At 53.7% G+C, this 19,758-nt stretch carries 21 protein-coding genes; 16 read left to right on the top strand and 5 right to left on the bottom strand.

What is annotated here, in order from left to right:
- Positions 1–15 precede the first annotated feature (15 nt).
- Together U5L07_08910 and U5L07_08905 are read right to left on the bottom strand one after the other, a co-directional pair.
- Positions 16–705, bottom strand: coding sequence for a type 1 glutamine amidotransferase (locus U5L07_08910; protein ID MDZ7831856.1), 690 nt, complete (start codon positions 703–705; stop codon positions 16–18).
- A gap of 173 nt (positions 706–878) precedes the next feature.
- Positions 879–1,583 carry a Crp/Fnr family transcriptional regulator gene (locus U5L07_08905; GenBank protein MDZ7831855.1) on the bottom strand — a complete coding sequence of 235 codons (705 nt, stop codon included), beginning with the start codon at positions 1,581–1,583 and terminating at the stop codon, positions 879–881.
- A gap of 146 nt (positions 1,584–1,729) precedes the next feature.
- Here U5L07_08905 and cooS point away from each other — a divergent pair, with 146 nt between their 5' ends.
- Positions 1,730–3,685, top strand: coding sequence for an anaerobic carbon-monoxide dehydrogenase catalytic subunit (gene cooS / locus U5L07_08900; protein ID MDZ7831854.1), 1,956 nt, complete (start codon positions 1,730–1,732; stop codon positions 3,683–3,685).
- Positions 3,686–3,742: 57 nt separating this feature from the next.
- On the opposite strand, the gene U5L07_08895 is transcribed toward cooS, so the two are convergent.
- Positions 3,743–4,891: a porin gene (locus U5L07_08895; protein MDZ7831853.1), complete on the bottom strand. Its 1,149-nt coding sequence runs from the start codon at positions 4,889–4,891 to the stop codon at positions 3,743–3,745.
- A 238-nt stretch (positions 4,892–5,129) separates the two neighbouring features.
- Between U5L07_08895 and U5L07_08890 the strand changes: the two genes are divergently transcribed.
- The 12 genes from U5L07_08890 (at position 5,130) to U5L07_08835 (ending at position 16,513) form a co-directional block, all read left to right on the top strand.
- Positions 5,130–6,080, top strand: coding sequence for an ABC transporter ATP-binding protein (locus U5L07_08890; GenBank protein ID MDZ7831852.1), 951 nt, complete (start codon positions 5,130–5,132; stop codon positions 6,078–6,080).
- A 3-nt stretch (positions 6,081–6,083) separates the two neighbouring features.
- The gene (locus U5L07_08885; protein MDZ7831851.1) at positions 6,084–6,827 is read left to right on the top strand and encodes an ABC transporter permease; all 744 of its coding nucleotides are present in this window, start codon (positions 6,084–6,086) and stop codon (positions 6,825–6,827) included.
- 375 nt (positions 6,828–7,202) lie between these two features.
- Positions 7,203–7,607 carry a hypothetical protein gene (locus U5L07_08880; protein MDZ7831850.1) on the top strand — a complete coding sequence of 135 codons (405 nt, stop codon included), beginning with the start codon at positions 7,203–7,205 and terminating at the stop codon, positions 7,605–7,607.
- The gene (locus U5L07_08875; protein MDZ7831849.1) at positions 7,600–7,965 is read left to right on the top strand and encodes a VOC family protein; all 366 of its coding nucleotides are present in this window, start codon (positions 7,600–7,602) and stop codon (positions 7,963–7,965) included. The genes U5L07_08880 and U5L07_08875 overlap by 8 nt, the downstream gene beginning before the upstream one ends.
- 73 nt (positions 7,966–8,038) lie before the next feature.
- Positions 8,039–8,449 (top strand): RidA family protein, encoded by a 411-nt coding sequence (locus U5L07_08870; protein MDZ7831848.1) that lies wholly within the window; start codon positions 8,039–8,041, stop codon positions 8,447–8,449.
- 358 nt (positions 8,450–8,807) lie between these two features.
- The gene (locus U5L07_08865; protein ID MDZ7831847.1) at positions 8,808–12,347 is read left to right on the top strand and encodes a nitrate reductase subunit alpha; all 3,540 of its coding nucleotides are present in this window, start codon (positions 8,808–8,810) and stop codon (positions 12,345–12,347) included.
- The gene (locus U5L07_08860; GenBank protein MDZ7831846.1) at positions 12,323–12,550 is read left to right on the top strand and encodes a hypothetical protein; all 228 of its coding nucleotides are present in this window, start codon (positions 12,323–12,325) and stop codon (positions 12,548–12,550) included. Before U5L07_08865 ends, U5L07_08860 begins: the two co-directional genes overlap by 25 nt.
- Positions 12,540–13,967: a nitrate reductase subunit beta gene (gene narH, locus U5L07_08855; GenBank protein MDZ7831845.1), complete on the top strand. Its 1,428-nt coding sequence runs from the start codon at positions 12,540–12,542 to the stop codon at positions 13,965–13,967. Before U5L07_08860 ends, narH begins: the two co-directional genes overlap by 11 nt.
- Before the next feature lie 4 nt (positions 13,968–13,971).
- Entirely contained in the window at positions 13,972–14,511 is a 540-nt protein-coding gene (gene narJ, locus U5L07_08850) for a nitrate reductase molybdenum cofactor assembly chaperone (GenBank protein ID MDZ7831844.1), read from the top strand.
- Positions 14,511–15,194, top strand: coding sequence for a respiratory nitrate reductase subunit gamma (narI, locus tag U5L07_08845; GenBank protein MDZ7831843.1), 684 nt, complete (start codon positions 14,511–14,513; stop codon positions 15,192–15,194). The genes narJ and narI overlap by 1 nt, the downstream gene beginning before the upstream one ends.
- Before the next feature lie 3 nt (positions 15,195–15,197).
- Positions 15,198–16,391: an MFS transporter gene (locus U5L07_08840; protein MDZ7831842.1), complete on the top strand. Its 1,194-nt coding sequence runs from the start codon at positions 15,198–15,200 to the stop codon at positions 16,389–16,391.
- Entirely contained in the window at positions 16,376–16,513 is a 138-nt protein-coding gene (locus tag U5L07_08835; protein MDZ7831841.1) for a hypothetical protein, read from the top strand. Before U5L07_08840 ends, U5L07_08835 begins: the two co-directional genes overlap by 16 nt.
- Before the next feature lie 228 nt (positions 16,514–16,741).
- Here U5L07_08835 and U5L07_08830 read toward each other — a convergent pair whose 3' ends face one another.
- Both U5L07_08830 and U5L07_08825 read right to left on the bottom strand, forming a co-directional pair.
- Positions 16,742–16,999: a BrnA antitoxin family protein gene (locus U5L07_08830; protein MDZ7831840.1), complete on the bottom strand. Its 258-nt coding sequence runs from the start codon at positions 16,997–16,999 to the stop codon at positions 16,742–16,744.
- Complete coding sequence (locus tag U5L07_08825; protein MDZ7831839.1) at positions 16,983–17,255, bottom strand: BrnT family toxin; 273 nt, start codon at positions 17,253–17,255, stop codon at positions 16,983–16,985. Before U5L07_08825 ends, U5L07_08830 begins: the two co-directional genes overlap by 17 nt.
- A gap of 68 nt (positions 17,256–17,323) precedes the next feature.
- Here U5L07_08825 and U5L07_08820 point away from each other — a divergent pair, with 68 nt between their 5' ends.
- From U5L07_08820 to U5L07_08810, 3 genes are all read left to right on the top strand, one after another.
- Positions 17,324–17,530: a hypothetical protein gene (locus U5L07_08820; GenBank protein ID MDZ7831838.1), complete on the top strand. Its 207-nt coding sequence runs from the start codon at positions 17,324–17,326 to the stop codon at positions 17,528–17,530.
- 253 nt (positions 17,531–17,783) lie between these two features.
- A complete protein-coding gene (locus U5L07_08815) occupies positions 17,784–18,437 on the top strand; it encodes a hypothetical protein (protein MDZ7831837.1) in 654 nt (217 codons plus the stop codon).
- Between the two features lie 137 nt (positions 18,438–18,574).
- Positions 18,575–19,756: an NADH:flavin oxidoreductase gene (locus tag U5L07_08810; protein ID MDZ7831836.1), complete on the top strand. Its 1,182-nt coding sequence runs from the start codon at positions 18,575–18,577 to the stop codon at positions 19,754–19,756.
- Positions 19,757–19,758 lie beyond the last annotated feature (2 nt).

The raw sequence follows: 19,758 nt of genomic DNA, 5'->3' as shown, positions 1-19,758 counted from the left end.
TGCATTATCAGGCGCTCACGCTTGTGTGACATATGCAAGTATTTCATGCATCAGCTGGTTTATGATTGTGTATTGCTTTTGGGGAATTGCCCGCATATCCGGTTCCTTTTGAATATATTCAGCGTCAGTCAACTCATCGCCGCAATTGCGGATAATCAAATCAAGCGCCTCGGGTGTGGTCTCCAAGTGGAACTGCAATCCAATTACATTTTTCCCGACCTGAAATGCCTGATTTTCACAAACTGAACTTTTTGCCAGCCGCGCCGCCCCGGGCGGCAGGTCAAAAGTTTCTCCATGCCAGTGAAAAACTGTCGTTTTTTCCGGGAACCGGAACAAGCCGGTTGTATCATCTGATGACGCCTCGATATCGAACCAGCCGATTTCTTTTTGAGGGCCGGGATATACGCGCGCACCCAAAGCGCTGGCAATAATCTGCGCACCAAGACAGATGCCGACAACAGACTTTTTCACTCGGATTGCTTCGTGTATGAACTGCTTCTCTGCCTCAAGCCAGGGAAAAGAAGATACGTCGTTAACGCTCATTGGCCCGCCCATGACAATGATAAGGTCAATATCTGTAATATCCGGCAATATCGGCGATTCATAGAAACGTGTGCAATGAATGCTTGCGTTTTGTGCGGTAAGCCATGACTGAATGCTGCCAATGCCTTCAAAAGGAACCTGTTGCAAAATATGAGCCTTCATCATCATCCCCTGATTATTTTATCACGGTTTCCATGAAGTCACGTTTTATCTTCTATATCGCATCGAAACCTGCCAGCGGCATTGACCTAAGTCAAAAAAGAGGGGTACGATTAAAAAAAACGCTATTCCGGCGCCAAATTATTGTTGCCAGCTTCGTTTTCAAGGAAAGAAGTTCAGGAAAAGGATGTTACAGTACACAGCCTCAAGGCGTGGGCGTCCATGACCGTAATCTGCCGGCGATTGGTGGCAATCCAGCCTTTTCTGGTCCAGTCGCTTAATATGCGGCTTACCGTATAATGCGTCGTGCCCGTGAAATCGGCTATGTCCTCCCGGCTCAGATCAATATCGATCCGGATGCCGTTGTCTGTTTTGGTGCCGGCGTGTTGCATGATCCCCAAAAGAGCCCGGGCAATCCGGCACTCTACCTGCTCGGCGGTGATTTCCAGGAACCGCTGCTGCATTTCTTCGAGCCGGTCGAGAACAAGGGAAACCATATTGACGGAAATTTGGGGATATTGATGCATGACGCTGAGCATGGTGTTTTTATCCCAGCCGATCAGGGTAGTCAGGCAAAGGGATTTTGCCGTTACGGGATATTGATTTCCCCTGAGGACAACTCCTGCCGCTGTCAACCCCCCGGGGCTGATATAGCGGATTACAGCTTCCCGCCCCTCTTCATGCAGCTTTGTCAGTTTGATCCGGCCTGAAAGTAAAAAATAACATTTTGCCGCCGAATCCCCCTGATGGAATAAAATCTCATCTTTTTGAAGGGTTTTCCGGATACCGGTATTTAGTATCTCAGAAGCCTGGCTTTCGGGTATATCCCTGAGCAACTCGGATTGAGAAAAAATATTTTCGTCAATGGCTTGTTTGTCCACAGGGCGCTTCCCTTTTCTGCGGCCTGATTTTTTTATTTGACTTAAATCAAGGACCGGGTTTCTGCCGTGCGGTAAATAATAACATATCGAAAATGGGTACAAATTCTAATAGCACAATTGTACGGCAACTTTCAAGGAGGCAAACCATGACCGAGAATAAAAAGAAAATTGATGTCAACGAACTGACCCTGTGCACAGCCACGGCGCAGATGCTGCAGCGGATGCGGACCGACGGGGTTGAAAATGCATTTGACCGCGCCTCGGACATGAAGCCCTGCCCCATCGGGGCCAAATCCGCCTGCTGCAAGCACTGCGCAATGGGGCCCTGCCGGCTTAACGCAAAAGACCCCTATGCCAAAAACGGGGTTTGCGGGGCAACCATTGACACCATACAGGCAAGAAATTTCGCCCGCATGGTGGCCAGCGGCACGGCGGCGCATTCGAGCCACGGCATGAGCATGCTCAACCTGTTCAGAGACGTGATCGAGGGCAGGGCTCAGGACTACACACTCGGCGACCCGCAAAAGCTAAAACAGGTGGCCGCCTCCCTAGGCATTGAAACCGAAGAAAAAGATGATACGGCGATCGCGCGCGAACTCTGTGCGGTGCTGGATCAGACATACCTGCAGACCGCCGGGGAAATCCCCTATGCCCGCAGGGTGCCGCCCGAAACCCTGGAGACCTGGCGCAAGCTCGACATTGTCCCCAGGGGCGCCATGTGCGAGGTCATGGAACTGATCCAGCGTACCCATGCCGGCATGGACCAGGATTACAAAAACCTGTCCACCCAGATCATGAAAACCGCACTGGTGGACGGATGGGGCGGCTCCCTGATGGCCACGGACATATCCGATATGCTCTTCGGCACGCCTGCTGCGGTCAGCGCAGAGGTGGATATGGGGTGTCTCAAGGAAGACCAGGTCAATATCATCATTCACGGCCACGAGCCCTATCTGCTGGAATCTGTGCTGGTTTCAGTAAATGACCCGAAAATGCAGGAAAAAGCCAGGCAGGCCGGGGCCAAAGGGATCAACCTGGTGGGCATGTGCTGTTCCGGCCTGGAAATGCTCTCCAGGCACGGTATCCCGCATGCCGGCAACTTCATGTCCACGGAAGCGATCATGGCAAGCGGGGCCGTTGACGCCATGGGCGTTGACGTACAGTGTATCCAGCAAAGCCTTGCCAGCGTGGCGGACTGCTATGAAACCGAATTTTTCACCACCAATCCAAGCTGCCGCATCGAGGGGGCAAAACATATAGGGCTTGACGAGCACGATCCCCGCGCCTGCACAGATGAAATCGTTGCCAGGGCAATCGAGCGTTTTGCAAACCGCAAGGCAGCCATCGACATTCCACAGTCAAAAAGCGTCGGCATCCACGGATTTTCCCACGAATATATCAACTACATGCTCGGCGGAAGCTTCCGGGCTTCCTACACGCCGTTAAACGACAACATCATAAACGGCCGGATACTGGGTGTTGCCGGTGTGGTCGGGTGTGTAAATCCCAGGGTCAGGCAGGAACAGGTGCATGTAGACCTGGTGCGCCGACTGATCGAAAACGATGTGCTGGTGGTGCAGACAGGGTGCAGCCAGATATCTCTTGCCAAGGCGGGCCTGTGCACCCCGGAGGCGGCATATTTTGCCGGCCCGGGTCTGCGCGAGGTCTGCGAGGCGGTCGGTATGCCGCCGGTGCTGGGCATGGGCTCCTGCGTGGATAACAGCCGGATTTTAATGGCTGTCACGGAGATGGTAAACGCCGGCGGGCTGGGCGGCCGCATTGCGGATCTCCCGGTAGCGGGCGCCGCACCCGAATGGTATAGTGAAAAGGCGGTGGCCATCGGGCAGTATTTCGTGGCCTCGGGCGTGTTTACAGTGTTCGGCGTGACCTTTCCCGTAATCGAAGGCACCGGTTTTCACAAATACATGTTTGAAGAACTCGAACAGCAGGGCCTTGGCAAATGGGCGTTTACTCCGGATCCCGAAGAAATGGCGCAGATGATGATCACCCATATTGACGGAAAACGAAAGGCCCTGGGCATTGACAAGGCCCGCGAACGGGTCCTGGTGGATATGGCCGCCCGCAGGGACTTGAATCAGTAGTACAAAGAGACAAGCAGGAGGGCATGTCCCTCCTGCCATCATCCGGGCCTGCAGGCTTTAAAATCCGAATGCCGCCTGAAGCGTAACGATATCCTTGTCTTCCACCGCATTGCTGTCGCTGGCCACGGTTGTCCACTCAAGGGTCAGCTTGTTGGCCAGGCCCTTGATGTAATAATTGCACCCCAGGCCATATACCATGGTATCCTCGGTACCGTCGGCATCCGGCAAAATGGCCTCCACATGACCGAACGGCTGAATCCGGTCGTAAAACAAGTATCCGAGCTGACCGGTAATCATTTCTCCGTCCCCGCCGGCGGCAAGGTCGGAGTCCGTAACACCGTTTGCCGAGTTATCAATGTTGATGTAGGCGGCATCCCCTGTAACAGCGCCAGCTCCCAAGGGCATATCCACATGCACGTCAAAAGTACAGGCCCTGTAATCATCCTGGGCGCCGTCCCAGACCAGGTCGGGCTGATAGTCAAAACCCGCACCGATAGCGATGATGGAGGCCCCGCCCAGATTGGTTCCCTTGTTGAACCAACTGGTTTCCGGGTCCAGCAAATTATAGCTCACCCTGCCCGCATACCGCAGTTCGTCATCAGGGTTCTTTGCGGCGCTTTCCGCACCCTCTCCGACCATAAACCTGTATTGAAGCTTGTCGTCCAAAACATTGCCCCAGACCGTGGCGCTGTCATCGCGGCCGACTTTGCTGGGATAAAAAATTCCGCTTCGGATCCCGCCCTGGCCCCAGTTGAGTTCGGTGGTTAAAAGCGCCTTGGTTGAAGTGGTGCCGTAATTGCGGGTAAAAGGAACATACATCCGCCCCATCTGCAGCATGAAATCGTTGCCCAGAATTTTGTAATTCACCCAGGCATCCCGGACCGCAAGACCCGAGCCCAGCCCCATACCGGAATTGTCCAGATCCTGCTGGCCGAGCCGGTCGGCTGCATAATGCATGAAAAAACTCAATTCCGGCGTGGCCGTACCGCTGACACTGAAATAAGAACGCCGGATCATAAAGTCGTTTAAACTGTCATCCTCAACCCCGTCACCGTTGGTATCATAATCGCTGACATGCTGATACCAGGCCTGCCCCCAGTAACCGACGTTCAGGCTTACATCGCCGCTTTTGTAAAGTTCATAGGCCCCGGCCAAAGAAGGCAGCAATAAAATGAGTCCAGTCAATAAAACTATAATTTTTCGCATTTTTTGATTTTCCCCTTTTCATTCAAGTGGATTTGACGAATCGGTTATACAAAACAAAATATTTTCGAAAAACAGTTTTGCAATTGATTTAAGTCAATTGCTTCGCCAGTGAACGAGATTATACTAAATGACAATCATTTAACCCAAAAAACCGGCCGGGATCTGCAGAATCATTTCATTGCGCTGGCGAAAAAATGTTTAAGGAGTCAGAGATGATAATCAAATGGAGTATCAAAGCATGGAACCCTGTATCCGGGTCAGCCAGATAAGCAAAAGATATAACGGCCATCTTGCGGTGGATGGTGTGAGCTTCACGGTAAACCCCGGAGAAGTCTTTGGTTTTCTGGGCCCCAACGGCGCGGGCAAAACCACCACCCAGCGCATTCTGACCGGTCTTTTAAAACCGAGCCGGGGAAGCGTGTGGATACTGGACCACGATATGGCAAAGGATCCCATGGGCGCAAAGGAACATATCGGAATCGTGCCCGAGACGGCCAATCCCTATACCGAGCTTTCAGCCTGGAAAAACATGGTCCTGTCAGGTGAATTCTACGGAATGAGCGGCAGAAGCCTTAAAAACCGGGCAGAAGAGATGCTTTCCGAATTCGGGCTGTGGCAAAGGCGCAGGGAACCGGTTAAAAATTACTCCAAGGGAATGAAGCAGCGCCTGGTGCTGGCCATGGCCCTTCTCCACGGACCGCAGATCTTGTTTTTAGACGAACCCACCGCGGGTTTGGACGTGGAAAGCCGGCGCCTGATACATGAAAAGGTTAAGACACTGGCCCGCCAGGGTACGGCAGTGTTCTACACAACCCACCATATCGACGAGGCCAATGATCTGTGCGTTCGGGTTGCCATCATCAGGCAGGGCCGCATTGTGGCCATGGACCGGCCCGAAGCCCTAAAGGCGGCCTTTCAGGGAAGCCAATCCGTGCTGACAGCCTTTGACAGCCCGGTGGAAGCGGAAAAACTCCGCAGGATTCCTTCGGTTCACAGGATCGAAAAAGAGGGCGACAAGATCCGCCTGTACACCTCATATCCGGGCCGGGTGGTCGCCGAGGTGGTTGATTTTGCAAAACAGAACAACCTGGCAATTCTGTCTTTAAACACCCTGGCCCCGAGCCTTGAGGACGTATTTGTCTCACTGGCCCACGAAAGCCGCGAACCGGCAGAGGAAAAGGAGCCATAACATATGATCTTGTGGAGAAAATGCTGGGCAGTGGCGAAAAAAGATATCTGGGTCTACTATAAAAAGGGGCCGATACTGATTTTCGGGATTCTTTTTCCGGTGTTTCTCTTTCTGGCCTTTGCAATAGGCAGAGATATGCCGCCCGACCGACTGGCACCGGGCTTAATCGGCATGGCGCTTTTCTTTACAGCTTCTGCCACCACCCCGACGGTTTTTCCGTTTGAGACCAGAACCGGCACCCTGGAGCGGCTGCTTGCAGCCCCGCTGGACATGAAAACCCTGCTCATAGGCGACATATTGGCTGCTTTTCTGTTCGGCATAGGGCTTTCGGCCGTTCCGGTTTTTATCAGCCTGACCTTTTTGGGCGCCACGCTGGCATCTGCACCTGTTTTGATAGCCGCCGTTATTGCCTCTGCGCTGTGCTTTGCGGTGATGGGCACGCTGTTTTCAACTCCGCCCACAGATGATCCGGCTTCCATAATGACCCTGGCCAACCTGGTCCGGCTGCCGCTTATTTTCTTTTCCGGCGTGTTTCTGCCGATCCGGCAGATGCCTGAATGGGGACAGGTCCTGTCCTATTTTTCACCGCTTACCTATACCACTGAAACAATGCGCTTTGCGCTGGGCCAGGACACCTCAATCCACCCGGGCGCAGCCCTGGCCATGATCGTTGTGTTCCTCCTGGTGTTCTGGACGATCAGCCTCGCACTGCACAAGCGCAATATCGCCAAGCGGCTGTTGGCATAAACGGGTTTTAAACAGGTGACCGCCCGATGCGCATGCCCCGGATAAAACCGGATAAAAACTGTGCCTGTTTTGTGATGATTGCTCATATTATCAATTTCGGTTATCCGATTTACTCCAGTGCGAAGGAATCAGCCAATCAGAAAAATGATGGGAAGGGTTTATCGAAATCGAAATCGGGATCGCTATCGAAATCGAAATGTTTCGATCCCGATCCCGATAGCGATTTCGATCCCGATACAATTTCCACTGGAGTCAAACAGATAACCATATTATCAATTTTTAATTGACTTAAATCAATGCGCCCGCAATCTTTTAATGCGACAAGCAGTCCGGAAACCCGTCATTCCGAAACCGAAACATTATGGAGGTTGTCCGATGAAAAAGAGACTGATCCGGGAAAACATTTACTGGCTGGGCGCCGTGGACTGGGACCGGCGGCTGTTTGATTCGCTGATCCCCCTGCCCGACGGCACCACCTACAATGCCTATCTGATTGAGGGAAGCGGGAAAACCGCCCTGCTTGACACGCCAGCGGCGGCCTATGCCGCATTTCTGGCCAATGCCCTGCGCCCCAAAGCCCGGTTTCTATCCATTGTCGGCTCCTACGGCTGGGGCGGCAAAACCGTGAAAACCCTGGCGGGCATGATCGGCAATCTCAAGGTGGAAGTAATAGATCCCGTGCTATGCAAAGGACTGCCGAAACAGGACACTTTGGATGCCCTGGACAATCTGGCCGATGCCATTGCGTCAAAGCACAGGGAGCAGGGGCTGGATGAATAAAGACTTCAAAACCGCAAATACCATTTTTTACTGCAGGAAATGGAAACAAACCGTTTCCTTCTACCGCGACCGCCTCGGCCTGCCGGTGAATTTTTCAAACGACTGGTTTGTGGAATTCCGCCTGACCGACGGTTCAAGGATCAGCATTGCAGACGAAACCCGCGCTTCCATCAAAAGCTGCGGCGGCAAAGGCATCACCCTGGCCCTGGAAGTGAAAGATATCGATTCGGTTTGGGCGGATATGGACAGATCCGGCGTTTCCCCCACAAAAATCAGAGATCATCCCTGGGGCGCCCGGGTGTTTTATTTTTATGACCCGGAAGGACACCGGATCGAAATCTGGCAGCAGAATCCATAGCTGTCAAAAGAACCGGAATTCGCGGATCATTTTTTATCTTACATTTAGGTTTACACAACAAGGAGGCCTTTTGATGAAATCTTTAGAAAAAAACCTGATCAACCCGCCCGGAACCGAAAAGATTTACCAGCGCATGCAGTTTTCCCAGGCGGTGCGCGCCGGAAACATGGTCTGGGTATCGGGACAGGTGGGTATTGACGAAAACGGAAAGGCCGCCGAAGGCATTGAGGCCCAGGCACGGGCGGCTTTTGCCGGCCTGCAGCACGTTCTGGCTGAAGCCGGCGCCGGCCTGGAAGACATCGTGGAGCTGGTGACGTATCACACCTCCATGAAGGAAATCGGGGGATTTGCAAAGATCAAGGCGGAGTTTATTCCCGAAAACTTTCCGGCCTGGACCGCGGTGGGCGTAACCGAACTGGTGATGCCCGAGCTTTTGTGCGAAATCCGGGCCACTGCAGTGATCAAAAGCGGTTCCGCCTCCTGATCTATAGGCGTACGTGACTTTTAATCTGGTTAATCTGGGGTCGGACCAAAACAACACCTTGAAATAAATAGAAAAGATTTATGAAAAGAGTTGTTATTTGAGCTTAAATCAAACTTTTGGGGTATAAAACTGACAGTTTAAAAAATTGTTATCCCCCGGCACATCTTTGGACGAAATCTTGTCCAAAATTTTGTCGAATTGATTCAGGTCAAATCAATGGTCAAATATGGGGTGTAAAAAAGAGTAAGCTGGTTACCGGTTGTTTGACGCACCGGAATTTGCCGGTATATTTATTGGATAAGAGGTGCCTAGTGGTTTTGCAGCTTGATTAATCACCCTACTTTGAGCGGAGGGAGCCATGGCCCGGGACAACCCCTTTTCTTCTCTTCGGTTTCTGCGCCCCAAACCCAAGGACGGTTCATGCAAAGAAGAAACCCTTTCGACCGGTCATGCCGCCGAGCGCTGCGGCCAGCGCGAGTGGGAGGATTTTTACCGATCCCGCTGGCAGCATGACAAAACCGTGCGCACCACCCACGGGGTCAACTGCACCGGATCATGCGCCTGGGACGTGCACGTGAAAAACGGCATGATCGTCTGGGAGGTGCAGGCAACCAATTACCCCGGGTGCGGGGCTGCCATGCCCGATCACGAGCCCCGGGGATGCCCCAGGGGCGCCACTTTTTCCTGGTATACCTACAGCCCGGTGCGGCTCAAATACCCCTATATCCGCTCTGCCCTGGTGGATATGTGGCAAAAGGCTTTAGACGAGCACAAAGACCCGGTTGCTGCCTGGCGGTCAATCGCAGAGGACCCGCAAAAAGTCAAAGCTTATCAGAAGGTCCGGGGCAAGGGCGGACTGGTGCGGGTTTCCTGGGATACGGCCGCCACCCTGGTGGCCGCGGCCCTGGTGCACACCATTGAAAAATACGGCCCGGACCGGGTGTTTGGGTTTACGCCCATTCCGGCCATGTCCATGGTCTGCTACGCCTCGGGCGCCCGGTTTCTGTCTTTGATCGGCGGCTCCATGATCAGCTTTTACGACTGGTACGCCGACCTGCCCCCGGCCTCCCCCCAGATCTGGGGGGATCAGACAGACGTGCCCGAAAGCGCGGACTGGTATGAGGCCGCCTACATGATCGTCTGGGGCACCAACCTGCCCATGACCCGCACCCCGGATGCCCACTTTTTCACCGAGGCCCGTTACCGGGGCACCCAAGTGGCCGCAGTGGCCCCGGATTACGCGGAATACGTCAAATTTGCAGACTCCTGGCTGCCGGCCCGGGCCGGAACCGACGGGGCGCTGGCCATGGCCATGACCCACGTGATTTTCAAAGAATTTTACCTGGACCGGGCTTCCGAATATTTCACCCAATACGCCAGAACCTACACGGACCTGCCGTTTCTGGTGCGCCTGGATAAAGACGATAAAGACGATGATTCCGGCGGCCGGCTTCCGGGCCGTTTTCTGCGGGCGGCAGATCTGGGCATTTCCGCAAACAATGCCGAATGGAAGCCCATGTGCTGGGATCAGACAACCGATTCAGCCGTGGTGCCAAACGGGAGCATCGGGTTTCGCTGGGGCGAGCAAGGCCGCTGGAACCTGCACCATGTGGATGCCCAAACCGATGCGCAAATCGATCCCTGCCTGAGCTTTGCCCGGTCCAATCAGAATCAGCAATGGTGCCAAACCCGGTTTCCGGTGTTTGCCTTTACCGGTGCCGGCGCCCGCACCGCTTATGTGCCGGCAAGAAAAATCACCACACACGACGGCGAAATCTGGGTAACCACGGTATTTGATCTTATGGCCGCAAACCTGGGCCTGCTAACGGAAAATGCGGAAAACTTTCCTGCTGATGCAGATACAAGCGATTACCCGGCAGACTACCAGGACCCCAAACCCTACACCCCGGCCTGGCAGGAGGCCATCACCGGAGTTTCCGCAGAAGATGCCATCCGCGTGGCCCGGGAATTTGCCCAAACAGCCGAGAAAACCCGCGGCAAGGCCATGATTTTTCTCGGTGCGGGCACCAACCACTGGTTTCACAGTGACATGACCTACCGGGCCATTATCAACCTCACCACCCTGTGCGGCTGCCAGGGGGTAAACGGCGGGGGATGGGCCCATTACGTGGGCCAGGAAAAAATCCGGCCCATATCGGCCTGGGCCCAGATCGCCTTTGGCCTGGACTGGATCCGGCCGCCCCGGCAGCAAAACGGCACCTCGTTTTATTATTTTGCCACCTGCCAGTGGCGCTATGATGCCATGGACGCCGGCGCCCTGGCCTCGCCCATGTTTGCAGACAAACTGGTCTCAAAACACCCGGCCGACTATAACGCCGTGGCCGCCCGCCTGGGCTGGCTGCCGTCTTACCCCCAGTTTAACGAAAATTCCCTGGATTTGTGCCAACAGGCAGAAGACCAGGGGGCAAAGACCGATGACGAGATCATTTCTTATGTCACGGAAAAGATCAAATCCGGAGATCTTTCCTTTGCGGTTGAAGATCCGGACAACCCGAAAAATTTTCCCAGGGTTTTGTTTTTGTGGCGGGCCAACCTGCTGGGGGCTTCTGGCAAGGGGCACGAGTATTTCTTAAAACATCTGCTGGGCCTGGAAAGCGCGGTCTCCGGCCCGGAAAGTGCGCACCGGCCCGAACAGATCAAATGGCATGACCCCGCGCCCGAAGGAAAACTCGATCTGATGGTGACCATGGAGATGCGCATGTCCACATCCGCGCTTTACTCGGACGTGGCCCTTCCGGCGGCCTCCTGGTATGAAATGCACGATCTGAGCACAACAGACATGCACCCGTTTATCCATCCTTTTAACCCGGCCATTGATCCGCCCTGGGAGACCCGCACCAACTGGGACCAGTTCAAGGCCATTGCGGAAAAATTCTCCGAGCTGGCCAAAACCCACCTGGGCAGCCGCAAAGACCTGGTGGCCACACCCCTGGCCCATGACTCGCCAGGCGAAATCGCCCAGCCCCATGTGGAGGACTGGAAGGACGGAAAAACCGCGCCAAAAGCCGGCAAAAACCTGCCCAATCTCACGGTGGTCACAAGAGATTTTGGCCAGACCCACAGCATGATGACCGCCCTGGGCCCCCTGGCCGCGGAAAAAGGCATGGGCGTTAAGGGCGTGTCCTGGAAGGCGGACACGGAATACGAAGATCTCAAATCCGAACTGGGCACTGTTTCAGCACCCGGGCCGACCCACGGCATGCCGCGCCTGGAAACCGGAAGAGACGTGGCCTGCGCCATTCTGGCCCTGGCCCCGGAGACAAACGGGCACACGGCTGTCAAATCCTGGCAGGGCGTGGAAAAAACCAGCGGGCTTTCCCTGTCCCATCTGAGCCGGCAGCGCGAGGGCGAAAAAATCACCTTTGACAGCATCAGCGCCCAGCCCAAAGAAATCATCACCTCGCCCACCTGGAGCGGCCTGGAAACCGAAGGCCGGCGCTATTCCCCGTTTGTGATCAACATCGAGGAAAAACTGCCCTTCCGCACCCTTACGGGCCGGGCCCAGTTCTACATGGATCACGAATGGATGCTGGCATTCGGCGAGCATTTGCCGGTCTACCGCCCGCCCCTGGACATGGATGCCATGGGCTCGGCCGGCGTGTCGCGGGAGCCGGGAAAGGAAATCATCTTAAATTATCTCACCCCGCACTCCAAGTGGTCCATCCACAGCACATATTCCGACACCCTGGTGATGCTCACCCTTTTCCGGGGCGGCGAGGCCATCTGGATCAACAACGCGGATGCCGCCGCCATCGGGGTTGCCGACAATGACTGGGTGGAGTGCTTTAACATCAACGGCGTGGTCATGGCCCGGGCTGTTGTCAGCCACCGGATTCCCCGGGCAAGGCGTTTATGTATCACGCCCAGGAACGGCTGATCAACACGCCGGGCTCAAAGCGTTCCGGGCAGCGGGGCGGGACCCACAACAGTGTCACCCGGATCATGGTCAAGCCCACCCACATGATCGGCGGGTATGCCCAGTTCAGCTATTTTTTCAACTACTACGGACCCACGGGCGCCCAGCGCGACGAGGTGATCGTGGTCCGCAAAGCCGGGGAGATCGACTGGTATGAAGATTAAAGCCCAGATGACCATGGTGTTAAACCTGGACAAATGCATCGGGTGCCACACCTGCAGCATCCCGTGCAAAAACGTCTGGACCAGCCGGGCAGGTGCGGAATACATGTGGTTTAATAACGTGGAGACCAAGCCCGGCATTGGATATCCCAAAAACTGGGAAGACCAGGGGATTTACCAGGGTGGATGGACGGCTGAAAACAACCGGCTCTCCCTTGCCGCCGGCGGACGGGTTCAAAAGCTTGCCCGGATTTTTAACAACCCGGATTTGCCGCAGATTGACGCCTATTACGAGCCCTGGGATTATGATTGCGGCCGCCTGGTCACAAGCCCGGAAAAAAAGCACCAGCCCGCCATCCGGCCCCGCTCCCAGATCACGGGCCAGTCCATGGAAATCCAGTGGGGACCCAACTGGGAAGACGACCTGGCCGGGGTGTGTGAGACCGGCACCGCGGACACCAATTTTGCGGGCCTGGATGCACAGAAATACCTGGAATTTGAACAGGCCTTTATGATGTATCTGCCCCGGCTGTGCGAGCACTGCTTAAACCCGGCCTGCGCGGCCTCATGTCCGTCCGGCGCGCTGTACAAAAGGGATGAAGACGGCATTGTGCTGGTGGATCAGGCCCGGTGCCGGGGCTGGCGCTACTGCGTATCCGGATGCCCCTACAAAAAGGTCTATTTTAACTGGAAAACCGGCACCTCGGAAAAATGCATCTTCTGCTATCCCAGAACCGAAAGCGGCATGACCACCCTGTGCTCGGCCTCCTGCGTGGGCCGGATCCGGTATGTGGGGGTGATCCTCTATGATGCAGAGCGCATCTCCCGGGCCGCATCCCCAGCCGACCCCAAAGACATCTACCCGGCCCTTGTGGACATGATGCTCGACCCCCATGATCCCAAAGTGCTCAATGTAGCCGAAAAACAGGGCATTTCCCAGGGGTTTCTGGCAGCCGCACAAAACTCGCCCACAGACAAGCTCATGCGCAAATGGCCCCTGGCCCTGCCGCTTCACCCGGAATACCGGACCCTGCCCATGGTCTGGTATGTTCCGCCCCTAAGCCCCCTGCAGACGGGCACGGAAAACAAAAATCCCGATGAAGCGCTTTCAGACATGCGCATTCCGGTCAAATACCTGGCCAATCTCCTGGCAGCCGGAGACGAGGCCCCGGTGCGCCGGTCTTTGAAATATCTCATGGCCCTGCGGGCCTACATGCGATCATCTCGCCTGGAAAAAACCCCGGACAAAAGCATCCTTGAGCAGGCCGGCCTGGATGAGAAACTGGATGCGCAAACGGTCCTGGAAATCTATGATCTGCTGGCCATTGCCAAACACAAGGACCGGTTCGTGATTCCAACCGCCCCAAACCCGGACCAGGCCGATATGCGCGCGGCCCAGGGCGAAAAAGGATTTGAGTAAAGCCATGGACAAAACAGCTCAAAAACAGATCAAAACATTGTCGTTTCTGCTCCAGTTTCCGGACAAAGACACCCTTGAGTCCCTGCGCGAAGCCACCACGGAAACAGAGCAGGTGTTTGCCGAACCCGGGCGGGTCCACGTGCGAAAGTTTCTGCAATACCTGACAGAAACCCCGAACCTGGCCGTACAGGAAGCCTTTTGCGCGGCATTTGACCTAAACCCAGACACCTGCATGAACCTGACCTGGCATGAATACAAGGACGGCGCCAAGCGGGGCCCGGCCCTGGCCCGGTTTGCCCGGGCCTTTGACGATGCCGGGTTTGCGCCCGTGTGCCGCGATCTGCCCGATTACCTGCCCATGGTGCTCGAACTCATGTCCCAGGGCACAAACGGCGAATTGCAATGGATCGTCGCAGATCACGGGCAGACCGTAAAAATGCTCACAGAGCGGCTCAGATCCATGCAAAGCCCGTATACCACAGTTTTTCAGGTTTTAACCGAAACATTGGAATTTTGTGCCAATCAACACAAAAAGGGGGCATGATGAGCGGATTTGTCCATATCCTGGGTTTTATCGTGTTTCCGTATATCGCCCTGACAATCTTTGTCCTCGGCCATGCCTGGCGCTATGTCACGGACTGGAAGCGCTGGAACGCGGCATCCTCCCAGTTTCTCCACAAAGACAGCCTCAAAGGCGGCATCACCATCTTTCACTGGGGCGCGCTGTTGACCCTGGTGGGCCATGCCGGGGGCATGCTGATCCCCCAGCGGGTTTATGAGATGTTCGGCGTCACTGCCGCGGCCCACAATTTCATGGCCCACTGGATCGGCCTGGTGGCCGGGTTGCTCATGATTGCCGGGGTGATCTGGCTGCTGGTGCGCAGAATCAGCCAGGACCGGATTGCGGCAAACACGTCCGTGCATGATTACGTGCTGCTGGCACTGCTCCTGGTGGTTTCCGGGCTGGGGCTATACAACGTGGTGTTCACCCATTATGACGTGCTCTACTCGGTGGCGCCCTGGATCCGCAGCATCGTAATCCTGGCTCCCAATCCCGCGCTCATGGCCCCGGTGCCGGTGTCCTATAAGCTGCATATCCTAAGCGCCTTTGTTCTTCTGGCCTATTCGCCCTTTACCCGGCTGGTCCACATCTGGAGCGCGCCCGTGACCTATTTGTACCGAAGCTACGTGATTTTCAGAAAATCGCCCGGCACAAAAGGAGCCTGAGTTATGGCAGATGAAAACAACCATGAAAACGAAGCGGTCTGCTATGCCCAGTCCAGCCGGACCGCGGCTTTGACCTGGACCACCCTGGCATTTTTTGCCGGGTTTGCCGGGGTTTCGGCATTCGGGCCCATTGTGGCGCGCCTAAAGGAATCCATGGAAATCAGCGCCGTGCTCATGGGTGTGCTGTCGGCCTCGCCGTCTTTGACCGGGTCACTTCTGCGCATCCCCTTTGGCGCGGCCGTGGACCGCATGGGCGGCAAAAAGCCCATCCTGATTCTGCTGGGCCTGGCCGGCGCGGGCATTATCGGCCTGGCCCTGTTGTATGCCCTGTTTCCCGAGCCTACAGCCGCCCAGTTCCCGCTGTTTTTAATGGCCGGCATCTTGTGCGGCTGCGGCATTGCCATATTTTCGGTGGGCATTCCCACGGTGTCCTACTGGTATCCCCAGAAAAAGCAGGGCTCTGCCCTGGCCGCCTATGCCGGGCTGGGCAATCTGGCCCCGGGCCTGTTTGCCATGCTTTTGCCCGCCATGGTGGCGGCAATGGGGCTGAAGTTTTCCTACATTGTCTGGGCGGTGTTTGTGCTGGCCGTATTTGTGCTGGTGATATTGTTTATGAAGGATGCCCCGTATTTTCAATACCGGGAAATGGGCATTGAAATCGATGAAGACGCCCTGATCCATGCCTGCGGCCAGGAGCTGCTGCCCTCGGGCGCTGCAACGGATTCGCTGAAAAAAGCCGGGGCAAACTGGCGCACCTGGATTCTGACCTATTTTTACTTTATCAACTTCGGCGGGTTTATCGCGCTCACCGTCTGGTTTCCCACCTACTGGTCCGAGTTTTTCAAAATGAGCATCATAAACGCAGGGTTTCTCACCGCCGCTTACTCCCTTTCCTCCTCCCTGCTCCGTGTGGCCGGCGGCCGGGCCGCAGACATTTTCACCGGCGAAAAAGTGGCCCTGTTTTCCTTTGCAGCCGTCATTGCCGGCTCCATCCTCATGGTCCTGGTGACCCAATCCTTTGCCCTGGCCCTTTTGGGCCAGATGATCATGGCATTAGGCATGGGCTTTGCCAACGCAGCCGTGTTCAAGCTGGTGCCGCGCTACACCCCGGCAGCAGTGGGCGGGGCCTCGGGCATCGTGGGCGGCCTGGGCGCATTTGGCGGATTTGTGATCCCCCGGCCATGGGCCTGTTTGTAACCATCTCCCCGCAAGCCGGCTACAGCAACGGCTTTGTGGTCTTTACCATACTCACCATAGCCGCCCTGGGGCTTTTGTACGTGCTGTACCGCTATCCCCCGGCAGAGGGCGAAGCCCTGTAAACAGCCGGAATGAAAGCAATGGTGGAATTTATTATGAAAGATTGAGCAGAGCGGAAAAGGCTTTACAAATTATGGGATATCCCCCCCATCCTGGCACGCAGATGTATTACGCGCTCGGGAAAAACGCATCTCCGAAGGGACATCGCACTTTTTGTAAGAAAGCGGTGAGGGAACACCTCAAATGAATGCAAGGCCGTAAATGGAAAAAGTGAAAAGTAAAGCGTGCGATCAATGATGAGCCGTGCGGTCCAATTCTTCTCGGATTACCTGACGGATAACTTCCTCATTGAGCGGTTTTCCGCTTTTGGAAAGGTATTCTCTAAGGGCTTCATTGATCATCGTTTGATAACCATACCCCGCCTTATCCGCTCGTTCACGGAAATCTTCAAGGACATCGGTATCAAGATATATTGTAATTCTGGTTTTTCCTTTGGTTGGAACAACCTGGCCTCTTTTGGCATTTTCAAAATTATATTCCTTTTTCATATTGTTTCCTTTCCGATGGTGTCGCTTTTCGAGCAGATATTAAACGGATGGTCCCGGCACGATATAAATAAACAATCACAATTGTCCGGCCAACTGCATCCGAGCCAATGCTTACAAACCGTTGTTGGGCTGCAACGACTTGCTCCTCTAATGTCATGGCAAATGGGTCATAAAGTACCATTTCTGCATCGGAAAAGCGGATTTTATGTTTTTTGAAGTTGCTTTCAGCTTTTTTGGGATCCCATGTTACTTGCATAATTTATAATATGCATATAATATATGTATGTCAATAATTTTCGGGATGGGGACCAGGCCTACCAGCAGTTGAAAGAAAAACTGGAAGCTCAGGCCAAAACAGAATTAAAGCCGGAAAAGGAGCAAAAGGCGAAAGTCGAACGAGACGAAAAAGTGGCAAAATATTGGCTTGACCCTCCCCGGCTCCAAAACAGCCGCGGTTTCAATCGACTCGAATTGAAGCAACTTCTTCTTATTATTAAGGAAAACCATCCGGGGGAAGTCAAGATTCTCTGAAAAGGTGGCTTGAAGAGCGAAATTCCCCCAGCCCAACCAGTCAGTAAACCGGAGGCCGGAAAGGCTCGCCGCGCTTCACGGCAAGTTCATTGGCGGCGCCGGTTACCTTCAGCGTTGGCGTATAAGTTGAATAAATCTTCAGATAACTCGAACTTTGGGAGTAGTGCTTGTTTTGCGGGGACTGTGCCGGAGTAATCTCTGATCTTCTGCCTCTTCCCGATTCATCATACCTTCAGCCATAAGGGGGACTCACATGACAGATGCAACGATTCAGGCGTTAAGCGGCATAAGGGATCTTTCAACGGTAAAGTGGTACGTCATACCGCTGCTTATGATCGTGATGTACATTTACGCAAAGGAAATCAAGCAGGCCCGCTTATCCGGCAACTGGAATGCAGTTTTTGCAGGCCTTACCCTGTTTGGCGTCGATTTTTTCAATGAGACCTGGAATGGATGGGTCATGCATTTCACCCAGCGATCGGCCTTATGGACAACCCCCGGCGAAACAGCCCTGCGGGTCATGGTCGGCTGGAATATTGAAATCATTTTCATGTTTCTGCTGGCGGGCATTGTTTATTATCACACGCTTTCGGAGAGCACGACGGAAAAAATAATAGGTATTCCGGAAAAATGGTTCTGGGCCGTAGGTTTTTCCGCATTTGCCGTTTTTGTCGAATGTCTTCTCAATATCGGCGGGCACCTGGTTTGGGAATACCCGTTCTGGTATCTTTCCTTCAAGGGCATCTGGCTGATCTTTTTCTTTGGCTATTTTCACTTCTTCTGTGCGATCATCCTGGTGATCAGCCTCAAGTCAATGAAGAGCAAAATAATCACCCTGTCGATTATCTATGCCGTGCCGGCGATCATGAACATCCTCGCGTTCGGGGTTTTCGGCTGGAATTATTAGATTTCGGAAATATCCGCATTGATAAAAATCGGAAGACACCATACTAATTTTCCCTTCCATCGATGAAATTGGTATGGTGTCCCCGAATTTACATAGAAATTAAAACAAATGATTGATAATGGGAATAGAAATAAATAATGACCACATTATTTGAACCCGGCACAATCGGACAGATGAATATTAAAAATCGATTTGTCAGGTCAGCAACCGCCGAACTGCTTGCAACAGATGACGGTCGCGTGACAGATAAATATCTCAAGGCTTATCGACAGCTGGCAAGAGGGGGTGTTGGGCTTATCATTACCGGAAATTTCTATGTGAATCCGATCGGTCAGGCGCTGCCGAGAAGTATCGTTATGCATAGAGATGAAATTGTGGATGATCTCAGAAAAGTTGTAAAAACCGTTCATGAGCACGGCGCTAAAATCGTTGCCCAGATTAATCACGCGGGTCGACAATGTTATCCCAATTTCATTAAACAAAAACCGATTGCACCATCAGCGGTTCGCGATATGATGTCGCTTGTCAAACCCAGACAGATGTCTCTAAAAGAAATCGAAGAAACCATAACTGCTTATGGAGACGCTGCACGACGGGTAAAGGAAGCCGGATTTGATGGTGTACAGATCCATGCTGCACATGGATATATGATTAATCAATTCCTCTCCTGTCACACCAACCGCCGGAAAGACGAATGGGGAGGTTCTTTGGATAATCGAATGCGGTTTCTGATAAGGGTGTATGAATTAATCCGCGAAACCGTTGGCCCGGATTACCCCGTTCTGATTAAAATAAATGGAGAAGACTGCTTTCCAAATGGTGTAACCATTGATCAGTCATTGGCAGTGTGTGAAAAACTGGATGAACTGGGAATAGATGCCATTGAAGTGAGCGGTGGCATTGGCGAAACCGGATTTTCCACTATCCGTGGAGACATCCCCAGAGATCTGCTGATGAAAAACCGGAATATTATTGAAAAAATCCTCATCCGGTTTTCGTTCGAAAAAAAATTGCGAAAAAATGCGAAATTTAGCGAGGCCTATTTTCTGCCTTTTGCGACAGCTGTCAAGAAAAAGGTCAACGTACCGGTTATTTCTGTCGGTGGCATACGCCGCAGAGAAACAATGGAAAATATACTTAAAAACAAGGATGCGGATTTTATTTCTTTATCCCGTCCCTTTATTCGTCAACCCAACATAGTCAACCAATTTGAAAAAGGAGAAAAAGATCCCATTACCTGTGATAACTGTAACCGGTGCTCGTTTGAGATGATCGTTCATCATAAGCCAATGCGATGCTATAATAAAGACAAGCCTTAAGG

The organism is Desulfobacterales bacterium (assembly GCA_034520365.1).
In the GTDB taxonomy this organism is placed as follows: Bacteria; Desulfobacterota; Desulfobacteria; order Desulfobacterales; family Desulfosalsimonadaceae; genus M55B175.
Note: the sequence above shows the minus strand (reverse complement) of the source record. Positions and strands in the feature narration are given on the sequence as shown.